The organism is Pseudomonas sp. CGJS7 (genome assembly GCF_036961695.1).
Genome location: NZ_JBAMDI010000004.1, coordinates 16,632 through 33,224, shown reverse-complemented (window position 1 = coordinate 33,224; position 16,593 = coordinate 16,632). Strand labels below are relative to the sequence as shown.

Below are 16,593 nucleotides of genomic sequence, written 5' to 3'. Positions count from 1 at the left end.
TGACCCTGCAGAGAAAGCGGTCCTGCCTACTCTACTTTAGCCTTCTGCACATCCTGCGATGCCGACCACACGCGGTAGCGCACTTCGACATCCTTGGGCACATACACCACCACCGGCAGCTTGCTGTTGTAGCGCAGCAGGAAGCCATCGCCGACCACCGGCACGAAGGCCTCGGTCTTCTTGCCGTCCGGGCAGGCCATCAGCGTGCTGGCCGGGCCGCTGACGTTGTCCAGGCGGTAGTAATTGTAGCCCCAGCCTTCCAGGGTGCGTGCTTCCAGGTTGCCGCCCAGGCGCTGACGATTGCAGTCGACCTGCAGCGTCTTGCCAGCGAGGATTTCCAGTTTATAGGCCGACTCGTCGGCCTGGGCCGGCAGGTGGATAACCTGCCGGGTGAAGCCTTTTTCCGCCTCGGGGTAGGGCGCGATGTCCTTCAGGCTGGCGGCCATCGCAGGTGCGGCGGCGGCCAGGCTCAGGGCCAGAATCGCGGTCATTGGGGTAGGGCGCATAAGGCCTCCTTGCTGATAAACGAATGCGGGGCCGTCGCCAGGCCCAGGTCGCCCGTCACTGGGCCAACCAGCCACCATCGACGTTCCAGGCGGCGCCGCGAACCTGGCTACCGGCCTCGCTGCACAGGAAGAGTACCAGCTCGCCGAGGTGTTCGGGGGTGACGAAGGCCAGCGATGGTTGCTTTTCTGCCAGCAGATCGTGCTGCGCTTGCAGCCGATCGCCACCCTTGGCCGCACGATCGTCGATCTGCTTTTGCACCAGCGGTGTCAGCACCCAGCCCGGGCATATGGCATTGCAGGTGACATGACTGGTGGCGGTTTCCAGGCCGACCACCTTGGTCAGGCCGATCACACCATGCTTGGCTGCCACGTAGGCTGCCTTGCCAATCGAGCCGACCAGGCCATGCACCGAAGCGATATTGATGATGCGCCCCCAGTTGCGCGTGCGCATGCCCGGCAGCGCCAGGCGCGTGCCATGGAATACGGCCGACAGGTTCAGGGCGATGATCTTGTCCCAGCTTTCTGGCGGGAACTGCTCAACCGGTGCCACATGCTGGATACCGGCGTTGTTGACCAGGATGTCGACGCCGCCGAACTCGCGTTCGGCCAGGTTGAACAAGGCCTCGATCTGGACCACATCCGACAGGTCGGCCGGGTGGTGCACAACCTTCACCCCGTGCCGGGCAATTTCCGCCATGGCGGGGCCCGGGTCACCAAAGCCGTTGAGCACGATGTTGGCGCCAGCCCGGGCCAATACCTGGGCGATGCCCAGGCCAATGCCGCTGGTGGAACCGGTGACGAGTGCAGTTTTGCCTTCAAGGGTCATGCAATGCTCCTTAGACGATGCCAGTGGCGTAGAACGTGGCGATGACCACGAACACCGCCAGGGTCTTGATCAGGGTAATACCAAAAATGTCCTTGTAGGCCTCGCGGTGGGTGAGGCCGGTCACCGCCAGCAAGGTGATCACCGCGCCGTTGTGCGGCAGGGTGTCCATGCCACCGCTGGCCATGGCCGCTACCCGGTGTAGCACTTCCAGCGGGATATCGGCCGCGTGGGCGGCGGCGATGAACGTGTCGCCCATGGCTGCCAAGGCGATGCTCATGCCGCCCGAAGCGGAGCCAGTGATGCCGGCCAGCAAGGTCACGGTGATGGCTTCGTTCACCAAGGGGTTGGGGATGCTGCGCAGGGCATCGGCCAGCACCAGAAAACCCGGCAGCGAGGCGATTACCGCGCCAAAACCGTATTCCGAAGCGGTGTTCATGGCTGCCAGCAAGGCACCACCCACCGCGCTTTTGGTGCCTTCGGCCAGGCGTGTACGAATGGCGCCAAAGGCGCACACCAGGACCATCAGGATGCCCACCAGCAACGCGGCCTGCACAGCCCAGATGGCCGTCAGCTTGGTCACGTCGCTTTGTACCGGTGCACTCATGCCTGGCAATTGCAGGCTGTGACTGGGGCCGTACCAATGCGGTATCCAGTGGGTGAACACCAGGTTCATCACCCCCACCAGTATCAGCGGCGACAGCGCCAGCCAAGGGTTGGGCAGGCTCAGGTCGGCAGCGGTTTCCGGTTCGTTGCGCAAGTCGGTGCCATAACCTTCACCGGCGCGCTGGGCCTTGTTGCGCTGGCGCTGCAGGTAGGCCATGCCGGTAAAGAACACGAACAGCGTGCCGATCAGGCCCAGCCACGGTGCGGCCCAGGCGGTGGTGTTGAAGAAGGTGCTGGGGATGATGTTCTGGATCTGTGGGGTGCCGGGCAAGGCGTCCATGGTGAACGAGAATGCGCCCAGGGCGATGGTGGCCGGGATCAGGCGTTTGGGGATGTTGCTCTGGCGGAACATTTCGGCGGCGAACGGGTACACCGCGAACACCACCACGAACAGCGAAACACCGCCGTAAGTGAGCAGGGCACAGACCAGTACGATGACCAGCATCGCCTGGCGGGTGCCGAGCAGGCGGATGGCCGCGGCGACGATCGAGCGGGAGAAGCCGGACAGCTCGATCAGCTTGCCGAACACCGCCCCCAGCAGGAATACCGGGAAGTACAGTTTGATGAAACCGACCATTTTTTCCATGAACACCCCCGTGAACGCAGGGGCGACGGCGGCAGGGTCGGTGAGCAGGACAGCGCCGAGGGCGGCGATGGGGGCGAAGAGGATTACGCTGTAACCGCGGTAGGCGGCCAGCATCAGCAAGGCCAAAGCAGCGAGTGCGATGAGCACGGTCATCGGGGTGGGTCTCCTGGGTGAGTCTTGTTTTTATCGTTGAGCAGGAGATAGCGGGAATCGTGCCAACTATGTAACTGGCTGATTTGTAAGGGTTAAAGGGTTTTGTTAGAAGTCTGTGTCTACATTCAGAGACGCCATGGGCTGCCTTACAGCCCATCGCTGGCTTGCCTGTGCTAAAGGGCGGAGCTCTGGCGGTAATCTCAAATCAGAAACAAAAGTCTCCAATCAGAGACCAAGTGCCGCCATCTTCTTGTACAGCGTCGACCGCCCCAGCCCTAAGGCTGCTGCTGCCTCTGGCACGTTTCCCCCCTGTTCGGCCAGCGCCCCGGCAATCAGGCCGCGTTCAAAGGCCTCGCAGGCCTCACGGTAGCTCTGCCGCACGGGCGCTTCAGCCAGCGGGCTCAATGGCCCCAATGCCGCACGCAGGTCCGCAACCCCCAACCGGGGCTGATCCGCCAGCAGGGTCGCGCGCTCCAGCACATTGCGCAGCTCGCGAATGTTCCCCGGCCACGCATGCCTGGCCAGCAGTTGCTGCGCTTCAGCTTCCAGCTCGTACTGGCTGCCCAGCTCAGCCAATATGGCCTCGCACAGCGCGGGCAGGTCCTCCAGCCGTTGCCGCAACGGCGGAACATCGATCGGCAGCACATTCAGCCGGTAATACAGGTCGGCGCGGAAGGCCCCGCGGGCCATGGCAGCCTGCAGGTCGATGGAGGTGGCGGCAATGATGCGCACATCGCTGCGCAGCATCTGGTTCGACCCGACCGGTTCGTATTCCTTTTCCTGCAGCACCCGCAGCAGTTTGCTCTGCAGGGCCAGCGGCATGTCGCCGATCTCGTCGAGGAACAGCGTGCCGCCTTCGGCCAGTTGCAGCTTGCCGCTGCGGCCCTTGCGGTCGGCACCGGTAAAGGCACCCGGCGCAGTACCGAAGAATTCGGCTTCCAGCAGCGTCTCCGGGATGGCTGCGCTGTTGATGCTGACAAAAGCTTTGTGTGCCCGTGCCGACGCTGCGTGAATGGCGTGGGCCAGCAGCTCCTTGCCGGTGCCGGTTTCGCCCAGCAGCAACACGGGCGAATCACTGCTGGCGCCACGCCGGGCGCGTCGTTTGGCTTCCAGGCTGGGCGCGCTGCTGCCTACGAACTGGGCGAAGCTGTATTTGGCCTGGCGGGCGCGCAGTTGCGAGCGGGTCGAGGCCAGTTCCTGCTGCATGCTGGCGTAGCGCTTGAGCAGCGGCGACAGGCTGCGCAGTTCGTCGAACAGGGCAAAGCCAATGGCGCCGATCAGCGCGCCCTGGTCATCGTGGATGGGCAGGCGCATGACCACCAACGGCTCGTTCGGCGTGTCGAGCATGTCCAGCAGGATGGGCCGGCCATTGCTCACCACGTCGCGCATCAGGCTGCCGGGGATTACCGTTTCGCAGGGCTGGCCGATGGCACTGGCAGCGTCGGCCAGGCCAAAGCGTCGGGCGTAGCGTTCGTTCATCCAGACGATGCGTGCCTGGCGGTCGACGATCACCGTGCCCTCGCTGGACTGCTCAATGATCTCGAACAGTGAGCGGATCGCCAGTTGCCGTACCTGGGGGTAGTCCTTGAGGCTGTCGCTGTCGTGCATGGGTGAACATCCTGAATCATGTATTGGCACAAGCCCGCGAAAAGGCCAGGCCTGAAAACTCATCGTCGGGGGTCAAACGCCTCACGCAAGGCATCCCCGATAAACACCAGCAGTGACAGGATCACCGCCAGCGCAAAGAACGCGGTAAAGCCCAACCACGGTGCCTCCAGGTGCTGCTTGCCCTGGGTCACCAACTCGCCCAGCGAGGCGCTGCCCGCTGGCATGCCAAAGCCCAGAAAGTCCAGCGCGGTCAGTGTGGTGATCGCCCCGGTCAGCATGAACGGCACATAGGTCAGCGTGGCATTCATGGCATTGGGCAAGATATGCCGCAACATCACCTGACTGTCCGGTAACCCCAACGCCCGCGCAGCCTTTACATACTCTAGGTTGCGCCCACGCAGGAACTCGGCGCGCACGACGTCGACCAGGGTCAGCCAGGAGAACAGCGCCATGATCCCCAGCAGCCACCAGAAATCCGGCTCGACGAAACCGCTGAGGATGATCAACAGATACAACACTGGCAACCCCGACCATACCTCCAGCAACCGCTGGCCGAGCAGGTCGACCCAGCCCCCGTGGTAGCCTTGCAGGGCGCCCGCCGCCACGCCAATGAGCACACTGACCACGGTCAGGGCAAAGGCGAACAGCAGCGATACCCGCGTGCCATAAAGCACCCGCGCCAGCACGTCACGGCCTTGGTCGTCGGTGCCTAGCCAGTTGCTGGCACTGGGCGGACTGGGGGTGGGCACCTGCAGGTCGTAATTTGGTGTGTCGGCACTGAACGGGATAGGTGCGAACAGCATCCAGCCACCCTGTTCAGCGATCAGTTGGCGCACATAGGCGCTGCGGTAGTCGGGCTGAAACGGCAGTTGCCCGCCGAACTGCTGCTCGGTATAGCGTTTGAGCGCCGGAACGTACAAATTGCCCTTGTAGCCCAGCAGCAGTGGTTTGTCGTTGGCCACCAGTTCGGCGCAAAGGCTCAGCAGCAGAAGGCCGGCAAACAACCACAGCGACACCCAGCCCAGGCGGTGGCGACGAAAACGTTGCAGGCGACGGCGCGACAGGGGCGATAGCATCAGTGCGCCCTCGTATCGAAGTCGATGCGCGGGTCGAGCAGGGTGTAAGACAGGTCACCGATCAGGCGAATCAGCAGGCCCGCCAGGGTGAAGATGAACAGCGTGCCGAACACCACCGGGTAATCCCGCGACACGGCGGCCTCATAGCTCATGCGGCCCAGGCCATCGAGCGAGAAGATCACCTCGATCAGCAACGAGCCGGCAAAGAACACGGTGATCAGCGCCTGTGGCAGCCCGGCCACCACCAGCAGCATGGCGTTGCGCAACACGTGGCCATACAGCACGCGGCGTTCGCTGAGGCCCTTGGCCCGGGCAGTGACCACGTATTGGCGGGAAACCTCGTCGAGGAAGGCATTCTTGGTCAACAGCGTGAGGGTGGCGAATCCACCGATCACCAGGGCCGCAACCGGCAGCACTAGGTGCCAGAAGTAGTCGGCGACCTTGCCCAGCAGGCTGAGCTCGTCGAAATTGTCCGAGACCAGGCCGCGCACCGGGAACCAGTTGAGCGAAGTGCCGCCGGCAAACAGGACGATCAGCAGCAGGGCGAACAGGAACGAAGGCAGGGCGTAACCGATCACGATCAACGCGCTGCTCCAGGCATCGAAGCGGCTGCCGTGGCGCATCGCCTTGCGGATGCCCAGCGGAATCGACACCAGGTAGGTGATCAGCGTGGCCCAGAAGCCCAGCGACAGGGTGACCGGCAACTTGTCGAGAATCAGGTCGGTGACTTTGGCGCCGCGGAAGAAGCTGTTGCCAAAGTCCAGCCGGGCATATTGGCCGAGCATCAACCAAAGCCGCTCGGGGGCGGATTTGTCGAAGCCATACTGGCGCTTGATCTCTTCGATCAGTTTCGGGTCCAGGCCGCGTGTGGCCCGGGATTCGCCATGGACCACTTCAGCTCGCGCGCCGGGTGCGCCGCCACCGATGCCCTGCAGGCGCGCCACGGCTTGTTCCACCGGGCCACCCGGCGCAGCCTGGACGATAGCGAAATTGACCAGCAGGATCGCCAGCAGCGTCGGGATGATCAGCAACAGACGGCGCAGGATATAAGCGGTCATGGCGAGGCCTTCCGGCGTTCGGCCATCTGCGCGTTGGTCAGCGGGGTAGGGCTTACCTCCCACCAGGTGTCCAGGCCTTCGTCATAGGTGGCCTGGACCTTGGGCAGGCCGAAGCGGTTCCACCAGACGGTGGAGCTGCCCGGTGGGTAATAGTTGGGGATCCAGTAGTAATTCCATTGCAGCACGCGGTCCAGGGCATGGGCGTGGCGCAGCATGTCGGCCTGGGTGTCGGCGCGGACCAGGCCGTCGATCAGGTGGTCTACGGCCGGGTCCTGCAGGACCATCAGGTTGTTCGAGCCGGGGTCGTGAGCGGCCGCCGAGCCAAAGTAGTTGTACAACTCGGCGCCCGGCGACAGGGTGACCGGGTAGCCGGTGACGATCATGTCGTAATCGCGCGCCATCAGCCGGTTGACGTACTGGGCCGAGTCGACATTGCGGATGTTCAGGCTCACGCCGATCTGGGCCAGGTTGCGCTTCCACGGCAGCAGCAGGCGTTCAAGGCCCGCCTGGCCATTGAGGAACGTGAACGCCAGCGGCGTGCCCTGGTTATTGACCAGACGGTCGCCTTCGGGGTGCCAGCCGGCTTGTTCGAGCAGGGCCAGGGCCTGCAACTGCTGTTGACGGATGATCCCCGAGCCATCGGTGACCGGGGCAGTGAACACCGTGGTGAACACTTCATCTGGCACTTGGCCGCGCAAAGGGGCGAGCAGCTTCAACTCGCCCGCATCCGGCAACTGGCGAGCGGCCAACGGCGTATTGGAGAACACGCTTTGCTGGCGGATGTACAGGTTGCGCATCATCTGCCGGTTGCTCCACTCGAAGTCCCATAACATACCCAGCGCCTGCCGCACACGGCGGTCCTTGAACTGCGGCTGGTCGAGGTTGAACACAAAACCCTGAGCCACCTGCGGTTTGGCCGGGCCCAGGTGGGCGCGCTGCAGGCGGCCGTCGTCCAGTTGCGCACCGTTGTAGCCCAAGGTGTAGGCCGTGGCGGAGAACTCGCGGTTGTAGTCGTAGCCACCGCCTTTGAGTACCTGGCGCGCCACTTCGGTGTCGCCGAAGTACTCGATGCGCAGCTTGTCGAAATTGTAGCGGCCACGGCTGGCGGGCAGGTCACGTGCCCACCATGCCGGGTCGCGTTCGAAGGTGATGCTGCGGCCGTTGTCGATGCGCCCGATTCGGTATGGCCCGCTGCCGACTGGCTTGTCGAAGCCGGCACCGTTGGCAAAGTCGCGCTGCTGCAGGTCGTGCTCGGGCATTACCGGCAGGCTGGCGAGGTCCAGCGCCAGGGTGCGGCCGTGCTCGGGCTTCAAGTCGAATCGCACGCTGTGCAGGTTTTCCACGGTCACGCCGGCCACGTCGGCAAACTGGGTACGGTACTTGAGGCTGCCCTTGCTCATCAGCAGTTCGAAGGTGAAACGAACGTCTTCGGCGCGCACCGGCTTGCCATCGGCGAAGGTGGCGCGTGGGTCGAGGTCGAAACGTAGCCACTCATCATTGGGGCCGCGCTCCATGCGCCGGGCGATCAGGCCGTAAACGGTATAGGGTTCATCGTACGAGCGTACCGCCAGTGGCGCGTACAGCAGGCCATCGACTTCGCTGACACCGATGCCTTTGTCGATATAGGGAAGGATATGGTCGAACTGGCCGATCTCGATGGCCGAGCGGCGCAAGATGCCGCCCTTGGGGGCGTTGGGGTTTACATAGTCGAAATGCCGGAAGCTGGCGGCGTAGCGGGGGGCTTCACCGTAGACCGTGAGGGCGTGGGTGGGAGCGGCCTGGACCGTAAAGCCCATGCACGAAAATACAAGCCCCCACAATACTTGTGGGAGCGGGTTTACCCGCGAATGCGTCGGAGCAGGCAACGAGGTTGTCTGGTCTGGCCTCTTCGCGGGTAAACCCGCTCCCACAGGGGGGCTGATCACCGGGAGGGGTGAATCAGTCCTGGCGGCTGGTCACTTCCAGCAGGTGGTAGCCGAACTGGGTCTTCACCGGGCCTTGCACGGTGTTGACCGGTGCGCTGAAGACCACGGTGTCGAATTCCTTGACCATCTGGCCTGGGCCGAACGAGCCCAGGTCACCGCCCTGACGGCTGGACGGGCAGGTGGAGTTGGCTTTGGCGATTTCAGCGAAGTCGGCGCCTGCTTCGATCTGGGCTTTGAGTTCGTTGCACTTGTCTTCGCTGCTGACCAGAATGTGGCGGGCGGTTGCACGGGCCATGGGTACTGCTCCTTGGGGGTAAAAAGGCAAGCCTAGCGCACTTGTCCGGGGTATGTCTCGCCAGGCTTACAACCTTCGGCCTACAGTTTTTGTGCCGCCTCACGCAACAGGGTTTCGGTCGAGGCCCAGCCCAGGCAGCCGTCGGTAATCGACACACCGTATTTCAGTGTGCCCTTGCCTAGCGCCTGGCAGCCATCGAACAAGTGCCCTTCGATCATGACGCCGACCAGCGAACGGTCGCCGGCCAGGCGCTGTTCCAGCACATCATTGAAGACCGCTGGCTGGCGCGCCGGGTCCTTGCCGCTGTTGGCGTGGCTGCAATCGACCATGATCCGTGCCTGCAGGCCGGCCTTGGCCAACGCCTGACGGGCCATGGCGATGCTGTTGGCATCGTGGTTCGGGCCTTTGTGGCCGCCGCGCAGCACAAGGTGTGTGTCCGGGTTGCCCAAGGTCTCGATGATCGCCGGGTGGCCCTGTGCATCCATACCGAAGTGGCGGTGCGGGTGGGCAGCGCTGCGCATGGCGTCGCTGGCGATGGCGATGCCGCCGTCCGTACCGTTCTTGAAGCCGACCGGCAGCTCCAGGCCACTGACCATTTCGCGGTGGATTTGCGATTCGGTGGTGCGTGCGCCGATCGCCGCCCAGGCCAACAGGTCGTCGAAGTAGCCGGCGGCCATCGGTTGCAGCAACTCGGTGGCGATCGGCAGGCCGCGTTCGATCATGCTCAGCATCAGCCCGCGAGACAAGGCGATACCCGAGTGCATGTCGTCACTGCCATCGAGGTGCGGGTCGTAGGCAAGGCCTTTCCAGCCCACTGTAGTACGTGGTTTTTCGACGTAGGCGCGCATCACCAGCAGCAGCTTGTCGTTGACTTCGCGGCCAAGGGCGGCCAGGCGGTCGGCGTATTCAAGGGCCGAGCGTGGGTCATGAATCGAGCAGGGGCCGACGATGACCAGCAGGCGCGGGTCGCGGCCTTCGAGGATGTTGCGGATGGCCAGGCGATGGGCCTGGACTTGCTGGGCCCGTTCGCTGGGCAGTGGCATCTGCTGCTTGAGCAGGTGCGGGCTGGGCAGGCGTTTGCTGACAGTGGTGTTGGCCGCTTGCGGCTGGGTCAGGGGCAGGGCGAGGCTGGAAGCGTGCATGGCGTTTTTCCCTGGGCGGACAGCGGGTTCAAGCCCGCATGGTCGGCCCTATCGAGGTGTTCGACAGATCGTTGAATTCGTATTGGCTGCTGCATTGCCACCTGTAGAAGACCGATCGGAGGCGGCAGGCTGGCCCGAACGGGATTGGCTAAATCGCCAGGCGCAGGTGTTTGCGTAGTAATAAGTGGCGTAGTTCATGAATCTGTCCTCAAAGTGAATCGGTGTTGGTCAAAGGCCTGAAAAACAAAACCCCCGGTCGGGAAGCCGACCGGGGGTTTGAGTATTCTCATGTTCGGCGGCCCCTCGAAGGTGGACGCCGGGTGGGTATCGGCGCCTAGTGGCTAAACCAATACCCAAAGTAATAGCTGGCAGGTGCCACGCAGCCGGCAACGGCCAGCACAGGGCGCAGGCTGCGACCGGTGTGGTTGGCGTGGTTGCGGGTGTGTTTCGGCATGTTGCTCTCCAGTGAATGAGCCCGAGCTTACTTCAGTTCGTGCGGGCCATTCAATGGATAAATGCTATGGGGCCGATCATTTATTTTTGTACTGACTGGTTCAATGGCCGTAGCGTCCGACCAGGCTCTGCGCCCCCAGGGCGTGGCCTTGCAGCAGTTGCAGCAGGCCGCTGCGGTCCAGCCCCTCGGGCAAGGTACCCAAGGGCAGGTCGGTGGCAATCAGGGTCAGGGCGTAATGATGGGGGTTGTCGCCGGCGGGTGGACAGGGGCCGCGGTAGCTCTGGGTGCCACGGGAGTTGCGGCCCACTGTCACGTAGGGCCCGCTCAACCCCGCCATGCCTTCCTTGAGCCCATCGTGTTCGGGATCGATGTTGTAGGCCACCCAGTGCACCACACCCACACCCTTGCCACCGTCCGGGTCGAACATGATCAGGGCCAGCGACCGCGTACCTGCGGGCAGGTTGTCCCAGCTCAGTTGCGGGGTCCGCTCTTCACCGGCACCGCATGCCGGGTCCTGGCCGACCTGTTGCAGGGCAATGACGCCGCCATCGGTGAAAGACGAGGAACTGACCGACATCGCGCCTTGGCCGCCTGCGGCGGCTAACGCTGTGCAGGGCAGCAAAGCAGCGAACAGCCAGTGTCTGAAGTGCATGGTCAATCCTTGGCAGGGCGTCAGGGCTCAGTCTAGACCAGGTCTGCTTCAGCGGCTGTCCTGGTCCTCGGCAGTGCCTCCGCTGGCTCCGGCACCAGAGCCGGTGGCTTCGCCGGTGCTGTTGGAGCCGCCAGACGCACCGTCGGCGGCATCGGCGTTGCTGCCGGTGTCACTGCTGTCGTTACCTTTGCTGCTACCGGGGCTGTTGACGCTGCTGCCTTCACCGGCGGTCTTGCCGCCGGATTGGTCAGTTTGCGGATGGCTGTCGGTATGGGTGTCGGTGGCGGCGAAGGCAGCGCCGGTGAGGCTGGTCAGGGCCAGCGCCAGGCTCAGGGACAGCGGGCGAATACGGATCATGGGACTTCTCCTTTGTGCAAGATCTGACATTCGTTTGGCTGGCAGCTGCTGGCGGGGTGCCTTCTGGGCGACGAGTGGCAATCAACAGGATTCCGAGCGCTGTGCGGTTGCCGGGGTTTCGACCGGCTCCAGCGGCGGATGCTCCTGCGCCGCATGCATCAGGTCTTCGGTCACCCGCAACTCGGCACCGGTTGGCGAGAAGGTGGTCGAAGCGGTGAACGGCGCCGGGTGCTCTGCCGCCGGGCGTTTGCCGCGGCGCCACATGAAGAAGCACACCATGGCCAGGTTGACCACGGCAAACGCCCAGAACAGCCCAGCCTCGCCAAACTCGGTCATCATCGGCGAAATGGCCACCGGTGCCATGGCCGAGCCCAGCGAGTTGATCAGCAGCAGGCCCTGGATCATCGGTACCAGGGCATCGGACGGCGCGCGGTCGGCCGCATGGCTGACCGCCACCGGGTACAGGGTGAACACGCCACCACCCAGCAGGAACAGCATGGCCGGCAGCAGGAACGAGTCCGATGGCAGGAACACCGTTACAAGGGACAGGACAACGCACAACGCGGCGAGCGCGAGCAGCACATCGAGGCGGTCCTTGCGGTCGGACCAGCGCCCGACCGGGTATTGCAGCAGCATCGCGCCAAGGATCACCCAGGCCATCATGTTGCCGACCTCACCCACCTCCAGGCCGATGCGCTGCAGGTACAGTGGCAGCAGCGCATAGATGCCGGCAATCGCTACACCCGAGCCGAAGCAGCCGACCAGGCCCGACGGTGCCACGCCCAGCAACTGGCGAGGTTTGAGGGGTTCGACCTGGTCCAGCAGCGGCGACACCCGCGGCAGGATCACGATCGGCAACACCGACAGGGCGGCCAGCACGCCGGCCAGCATGAACGGGGCGGTATCGCCTAGCTGGGTGATTTCGCCAAGACCGGCCTGGGCGATCACCCCGGCGCCGTAGAAGGCGATCATGTACAGCGCCAGCAGGCGGCCGCGGATTTTCGCGTCGCCAGCCAGCAACAGCCAGCTTTCGATCACCAGGAACACGCCCACTGCGGCCCAGCCGTTGATCAGGCGTAGCACCGACCACCAGGTGACCTCGTAGAACAACCCTTGCAGCAGGATGGTCACGGCGATCAGCGAGGCGAAGCTGGTATAGGCGCGGATGTGGCCGATGCGCAGGATCAGCCGGTCGTTGAAGATGGCGCCGAGGGTCAGGCCGATGAAGTAAGTCGACGAGACGATACCAATGGTAGTGGCAGACTCACCGGCGGCGCCCAGGCGCAGGGTGGTCAGGGAAGACATGAAGCCGTTGCCCAGGGCAATGATGAACAGCCCGAGCAGGGGCGCCAGCGCCATGGCCAGCAAACGCGGAGACATACGTACCTCTAGTTGGATGAGCGGAATGAGCACCTTCTCGGCGCGCACACCGGCTCGACCCGGCAAGGGGCGAGTGGCGACACGGATGCGACCTGGGCAAGACTCAACCGCTGGGCGCTATGGGAGATGGGCCGGGCGGGGAGGGTTGAGCCTACTTCACATGTGCGTTCATGTGTTCAGGCGCTGACTCTGTCATTGCTGCTGGTTGCCACCGTTCAAGGCGACGGGCGAAAAGGAAGCGGGATTCTACGGGCTTGGACGCTTTTGCCCAAGGGGCTCGGGTGTGCGACGAGACGCCGCAGTCTCAGCGCGACATGAACATGTCTTCCACAGACATTTTCGATGGCGGCTCCTGCGTGCATTGAAATCGGCCCGGTAATCTCACTGAGTGCTGCATAATGCCGAACCCCACCAAGGAAGGCCCCCATGTTCGCGTCGCTGTTCGCAGTACTGGCCCCGGTTTTCATCGTCGCCGGAATTGGTTTTGCCTGGGCCCGCAAGGGCCTGGATTATCCCACTGACTTCATCGCCCGGGTGGTGATGACCGTCGGCACACCTTCGCTGGTACTGTCCACCCTCAGCCGTACCGAGCTGGACCCGAATGCCTTTACCAGCATGGCCGTGGCCTGCTTGCTGTGCACCCTGGGTATGGCCCTGGCCGCTTTGCTGGTGTGTCGCGCGTCGGGCATGCACTGGCGGGTACTGCTGCCGGCGTTCATGTTCCCCAACACCGGCAACATGGGCCTGCCGATCAGTCTGTATGCCTTCGGGGAGCATGGCCTGGCCCTGGCCGTGGCATTTTTCCTGACCCTGTCGATCGTGCAGTTCACCATCGGCATGGCCATCTCCGGCACGGCGGCTTCGCTCAAGGCGCTGTTGCGCAACCCTATCGTCATCAGCCTGGCCGGCGCCATGCCCATCATTTTTCTCGATTTCGAACTGCCGCGTTGGCTGGCCAACACCGCAGACCTGCTGGGCGGCATGACCATTCCGCTCATGCTGCTGACCTTGGGGGTGTCACTGGCCAGCATTCGCCTGCGTCATGTGGGCAGCGGCATGCTGCTGGGCGGCTTGCGCATTGGCCTGGGGGCTGCGGTGGGCTGGGCAGTGGGCGCGGTACTGGGTATGGACAGCCTGGAGCGTGCGGTGCTGATGGTGCAGTCGGCGATGCCGGTAGCCGTGTTCAACTACCTGATGGCGGTGCGGGCCAACCGTGAGCCAGAGCAGGTGGCGAACCTGGTGATGTGTTCTACGGTGCTGTCGTTTGCCTGGTTGCCGGTGGTGCTGGCTTGGTGGATGTAAGCCTGTTCTGGCCTTTTCGCGGGCTTGTCCGTGAAAAGGCCAGTGGCAATCACATCATGTTCTGCCGTGGACGCACCCGGGGCACCCTGCAGGAACTTTAGACGCTGCAGCGTTCAGCCTTGCTCATCAAAGCGTCTTAGAAGTCTACACTGGCCGACAAGCGCAAAACCCGCGGCGTACCTTGCGTCAGGTAGTTGTTCGAGGTCGACGCCGAAGCCCAGTACGCCTTGTTCGCCACGTTCTCCACATTGGCGCGCAATGTCACCTGCTTGTCGTCGAGCTTGAAGCGGTAGCGCCCGCCCAGGTCCACCCGGGTCCAGGCGGGGATGCTCAGGCTGTTGGCCGCATTCACATACTGGCCACCCGTGCGCAGCAGCCGGGCACTGAGCGCGGCGCCTTCGATACCGGGCACGTCCCAGTCGGCGCCCAGGTTGTACTGAAAGCGCGGCACGCCAGCAGCACGGTTGCCGTCGTTGCTGCCATAGGCCGTGTTTTTCTGTTCGGTGTGCATGAACACCGCGCCTGTCAGCAGACGCAAGCCGTCTAGCGGTTCACCGAACAGGTTCAGCTCCACCCCCTTGTTGACCTGCTCGCCGTCCATGCTGAACGTGTCCAGCGCTGCCCCGGGAGCGCGATAGGTCACGCTGTTGGGCTGCTCGATACGGTACACGCCCAGGCTCGCACCAAAGCTGTTCCAGTCCAGCTTCACCCCGGCCTCTACCTGTTTGCTGCGCTTGGGCGGGAATACTTCGTTGGCATTGCTGACACTCGAGGGTGCCGTTGGCCCCTGGGCCAGGCCCTCGATGCGGTTGGCATAGAACGACACATGCTCCCAGGGTTTGATCACCAGGCCATACACCGGGGTTGTAATCGACTCATCGTAAGGCGTGTTGCGCACACCTGTGGCAGTCGCCCAGCTGTCGACGCTGATCGACTGCCGGCGCACGCCCACGGTCAACAGCACGCGGTCATCCAGCAGCCCCAGGGTGTCGGACAACGCGACGCTCTTGTTGCGGTTTTTGCCGACGATGCGCGGGTCGTGCAAATCGCTGCCGAAATAGGTATCGGTCGGGCGCGGCACCTTGACCGGGTTGTAAAGGTTGCTGTCATAACGCTTGCTGGCCGCCAGCGCCTCGTAGGCCGAGCGCTGCTCACCCCACAGGCCCGACAGGCCAAAATTGACCCGGTGGCTGACCGGGCCGGTGGCAAAGCGGCCATTGACGCCGGCGACGGCGCTCTTGTTGTCTTCGTCGTGGGGCGCATAGAGGAACCCGCCGCGTGCGGTGCCATTCCCGTCACTGACATAGAGCGAGGAATACTCGCCGTTCTCACGGGTATGCTTGGCCCCGGCGCCGGCATACAGCATCCAGGCGTCGTTCAGGTCGTACTCGGCGTTGAGCATGCCGTAGGTGTCTTCCAGCTGCGACCAGCTCCAGGCCTGCGAGTAGTTGTCTCGCGCCGATGGCGCCCGGGGAACCTTGTCGCCGGTGGGGTAGATCACCGCACGGCCCTGGTTGATACGCTCTTTCTGGTAACCCAGGTCGGTGGACAGGCGCAGCCGTTCACCACGGTAGTCAAGGGCCACGGCAAGCAGGGTGGAATGCTGGGCCTCGTCATTGATGCCGCTGCCACCGTCATGCTGAGCCAGGTTGATGCGGGCGCCAAAACGGTTGTCTTCACCAAAACGTTGGCCCAGGTCGAGGTGGCCACCCACGTTGTCGCCCGTGGCGTAGTCGAGGGTGACATGCCGCGTGGCGCTATCTTCGGCACGCTTGGGCACCAGGTTGATCGCCCCACCGATGCCGCTACCCTGTGGTGCGACCCCATTGAGAAAAGCACTGGAACCCTTGAATACTTCGACCCGCTCGAGTGCCTCGGTCGTCACGATCTGCCTCGGTAGCACCCCGTACAGGCCGTTATAGCTGATGTCGTCGGTGTTCAGCGGCAAACCGCGAATGGTGAATACCTGCGAAAAGTTGCCAAAGCCCGCCGACTGGCGCACTGACGCGTCATTGAGCAGCACGTCACCCAGGGTACGGGCCTGCTGGTCGGCGATGGTCTTGGCGGTATAGCTGGTAACGCTGAACGGCACGTCGCTGATTGCCTGGTCTCCCAGCACGCCCAGGCGGGCACTACGGGCTACCTGGCCACCTTGCCAGGTATCGGTGCTGGCGGCCAGGTCGCTGTTGATGGTAGTCGCGCCCAGTTCCACGGCATTGCCCAGGTCGACCGTCGGCGCCAAGGTATAACCGCCACTGTCGGTAGTGATCAGGCTGTAGCCACTGCCGGCCAACAGACGGGCAAAGCCTTGCGCGATACTGTAGCTGCCCTCCAGGCCTTGGCTTTGTACGCCCCTGAGCAGGGCCGGGTCGAATGACAACGCCACCCCGGCGTTGGCGGCAAAGCGCGCCAGCACATCGGCCAACGGGCCTGCCGCCAGGTGGTAAGTGCGCGCGGAGGTGTCGGCTGCCATCGCGGTGGGGGCCAGGGCGGCCATGGCGATGGCTAGGCTCAGGGCCTTCAAAAGCAAGCGGTACGGCTGGCGAGGCGTCATGCGTGGGTCCTGTGGGTGCAGAAATGAAGGTTCTGCACTCATCACCGGACGACGCA

Annotated in this window: 14 protein-coding genes; 1 reads left to right on the top strand and 13 read right to left on the bottom strand. The window is 63.7% G+C overall.

The window, feature by feature from the left end:
• Nucleotides 1–26 precede the first annotated feature (26 nt).
• From eco to V7787_RS04110, 12 genes are all read right to left on the bottom strand, one after another.
• Nucleotides 27–506, bottom strand: coding sequence for a serine protease inhibitor ecotin (eco, locus tag V7787_RS04165; RefSeq protein WP_012052429.1), 480 nt, complete (start codon nucleotides 504–506; stop codon nucleotides 27–29).
• 55 nt (nucleotides 507–561) lie between these two features.
• Nucleotides 562–1,332 (bottom strand): 3-hydroxybutyrate dehydrogenase, encoded by a 771-nt coding sequence (gene hbdH / locus V7787_RS04160; protein ID WP_010953972.1) that lies wholly within the window; start codon nucleotides 1,330–1,332, stop codon nucleotides 562–564.
• Nucleotides 1,333–1,342: 10 nt separating this feature from the next.
• The gene (locus V7787_RS04155; RefSeq protein ID WP_010953973.1) at nucleotides 1,343–2,734 is read right to left on the bottom strand and encodes a GntP family permease; all 1,392 of its coding nucleotides are present in this window, start codon (nucleotides 2,732–2,734) and stop codon (nucleotides 1,343–1,345) included.
• A 225-nt stretch (nucleotides 2,735–2,959) separates the two neighbouring features.
• Nucleotides 2,960–4,342 carry a sigma-54 interaction domain-containing protein gene (locus V7787_RS04150; RefSeq protein WP_274145129.1) on the bottom strand — a complete coding sequence of 461 codons (1,383 nt, stop codon included), beginning with the start codon at nucleotides 4,340–4,342 and terminating at the stop codon, nucleotides 2,960–2,962.
• A gap of 59 nt (nucleotides 4,343–4,401) precedes the next feature.
• On the bottom strand, nucleotides 4,402–5,418 hold the full coding sequence (locus V7787_RS04145) for an ABC transporter permease (protein WP_020190943.1): 1,017 nt from the start codon (nucleotides 5,416–5,418) through the stop codon (nucleotides 4,402–4,404).
• Complete coding sequence (locus V7787_RS04140) at nucleotides 5,418–6,476, bottom strand: microcin C ABC transporter permease YejB (RefSeq protein ID WP_064490558.1); 1,059 nt, start codon at nucleotides 6,474–6,476, stop codon at nucleotides 5,418–5,420. Before V7787_RS04140 ends, V7787_RS04145 begins: the two co-directional genes overlap by 1 nt.
• Complete coding sequence (locus V7787_RS04135) at nucleotides 6,473–8,272, bottom strand: extracellular solute-binding protein (protein ID WP_232968566.1); 1,800 nt, start codon at nucleotides 8,270–8,272, stop codon at nucleotides 6,473–6,475. Before V7787_RS04135 ends, V7787_RS04140 begins: the two co-directional genes overlap by 4 nt.
• Nucleotides 8,273–8,414: 142 nt before the next feature.
• Complete coding sequence (locus tag V7787_RS04130) at nucleotides 8,415–8,696, bottom strand: peptidylprolyl isomerase (RefSeq protein WP_003248318.1); 282 nt, start codon at nucleotides 8,694–8,696, stop codon at nucleotides 8,415–8,417.
• A gap of 80 nt (nucleotides 8,697–8,776) precedes the next feature.
• On the bottom strand, nucleotides 8,777–9,838 hold the full coding sequence (locus V7787_RS04125; RefSeq protein ID WP_064490556.1) for a 3-deoxy-7-phosphoheptulonate synthase: 1,062 nt from the start codon (nucleotides 9,836–9,838) through the stop codon (nucleotides 8,777–8,779).
• Nucleotides 9,839–10,392: 554 nt separating this feature from the next.
• Complete coding sequence (locus V7787_RS04120) at nucleotides 10,393–10,944, bottom strand: YbhB/YbcL family Raf kinase inhibitor-like protein (RefSeq protein ID WP_064490555.1); 552 nt, start codon at nucleotides 10,942–10,944, stop codon at nucleotides 10,393–10,395.
• Nucleotides 10,945–10,992: 48 nt separating this feature from the next.
• Nucleotides 10,993–11,301 (bottom strand): hypothetical protein, encoded by a 309-nt coding sequence (locus tag V7787_RS04115; protein ID WP_019438461.1) that lies wholly within the window; start codon nucleotides 11,299–11,301, stop codon nucleotides 10,993–10,995.
• 81 nt (nucleotides 11,302–11,382) lie between these two features.
• On the bottom strand, nucleotides 11,383–12,681 hold the full coding sequence (locus V7787_RS04110) for an MFS transporter (RefSeq protein WP_020190937.1): 1,299 nt from the start codon (nucleotides 12,679–12,681) through the stop codon (nucleotides 11,383–11,385).
• A 426-nt stretch (nucleotides 12,682–13,107) separates the two neighbouring features.
• On the opposite strand from V7787_RS04110, the gene V7787_RS04105 reads away from it, so the two are divergent.
• Nucleotides 13,108–13,983 (top strand): AEC family transporter, encoded by an 876-nt coding sequence (locus V7787_RS04105; RefSeq protein WP_014591064.1) that lies wholly within the window; start codon nucleotides 13,108–13,110, stop codon nucleotides 13,981–13,983.
• Between the two features lie 136 nt (nucleotides 13,984–14,119).
• Here V7787_RS04105 and V7787_RS04100 read toward each other — a convergent pair whose 3' ends face one another.
• A complete protein-coding gene (locus tag V7787_RS04100) occupies nucleotides 14,120–16,537 on the bottom strand; it encodes a TonB-dependent receptor (RefSeq protein WP_064490554.1) in 2,418 nt (805 codons plus the stop codon).
• Nucleotides 16,538–16,593: the final 56 nt, after the last annotated feature.

What these genes read in the sequence shown, in the direction of transcription:
- eco (WP_012052429.1), bottom strand. Translation starts at nt 506, where the DNA reads ATGCGCCCTACCCCAATGACCGCGATTCTGGCCCTGAGCCTGGCCGCC.
- hbdH (WP_010953972.1), bottom strand. Translation starts at nt 1,332, where the DNA reads ATGACCCTTGAAGGCAAAACTGCACTCGTCACCGGTTCCACCAGCGGC.
- V7787_RS04155 (WP_010953973.1), bottom strand. Translation starts at nt 2,734, where the DNA reads ATGACCGTGCTCATCGCACTCGCTGCTTTGGCCTTGCTGATGCTGGCC.
- V7787_RS04150 (WP_274145129.1), bottom strand. Translation starts at nt 4,342, where the DNA reads ATGCACGACAGCGACAGCCTCAAGGACTACCCCCAGGTACGGCAACTG.
- V7787_RS04145 (WP_020190943.1), bottom strand. Translation starts at nt 5,418, where the DNA reads ATGCTATCGCCCCTGTCGCGCCGTCGCCTGCAACGTTTTCGTCGCCAC.
- V7787_RS04140 (WP_064490558.1), bottom strand. Translation starts at nt 6,476, where the DNA reads ATGACCGCTTATATCCTGCGCCGTCTGTTGCTGATCATCCCGACGCTG.
- V7787_RS04135 (WP_232968566.1), bottom strand. Translation starts at nt 8,272, where the DNA reads ATGGGCTTTACGGTCCAGGCCGCTCCCACCCACGCCCTCACGGTCTAC.
- V7787_RS04130 (WP_003248318.1), bottom strand. Translation starts at nt 8,696, where the DNA reads ATGGCCCGTGCAACCGCCCGCCACATTCTGGTCAGCAGCGAAGACAAG.
- V7787_RS04125 (WP_064490556.1), bottom strand. Translation starts at nt 9,838, where the DNA reads ATGCACGCTTCCAGCCTCGCCCTGCCCCTGACCCAGCCGCAAGCGGCC.
- V7787_RS04120 (WP_064490555.1), bottom strand. Translation starts at nt 10,944, where the DNA reads ATGCACTTCAGACACTGGCTGTTCGCTGCTTTGCTGCCCTGCACAGCG.
- V7787_RS04115 (WP_019438461.1), bottom strand. Translation starts at nt 11,301, where the DNA reads ATGATCCGTATTCGCCCGCTGTCCCTGAGCCTGGCGCTGGCCCTGACC.
- V7787_RS04110 (WP_020190937.1), bottom strand. Translation starts at nt 12,681, where the DNA reads ATGTCTCCGCGTTTGCTGGCCATGGCGCTGGCGCCCCTGCTCGGGCTG.
- V7787_RS04105 (WP_014591064.1), top strand. Translation starts at nt 13,108, where the DNA reads ATGTTCGCGTCGCTGTTCGCAGTACTGGCCCCGGTTTTCATCGTCGCC.
- V7787_RS04100 (WP_064490554.1), bottom strand. Translation starts at nt 16,537, where the DNA reads ATGACGCCTCGCCAGCCGTACCGCTTGCTTTTGAAGGCCCTGAGCCTA.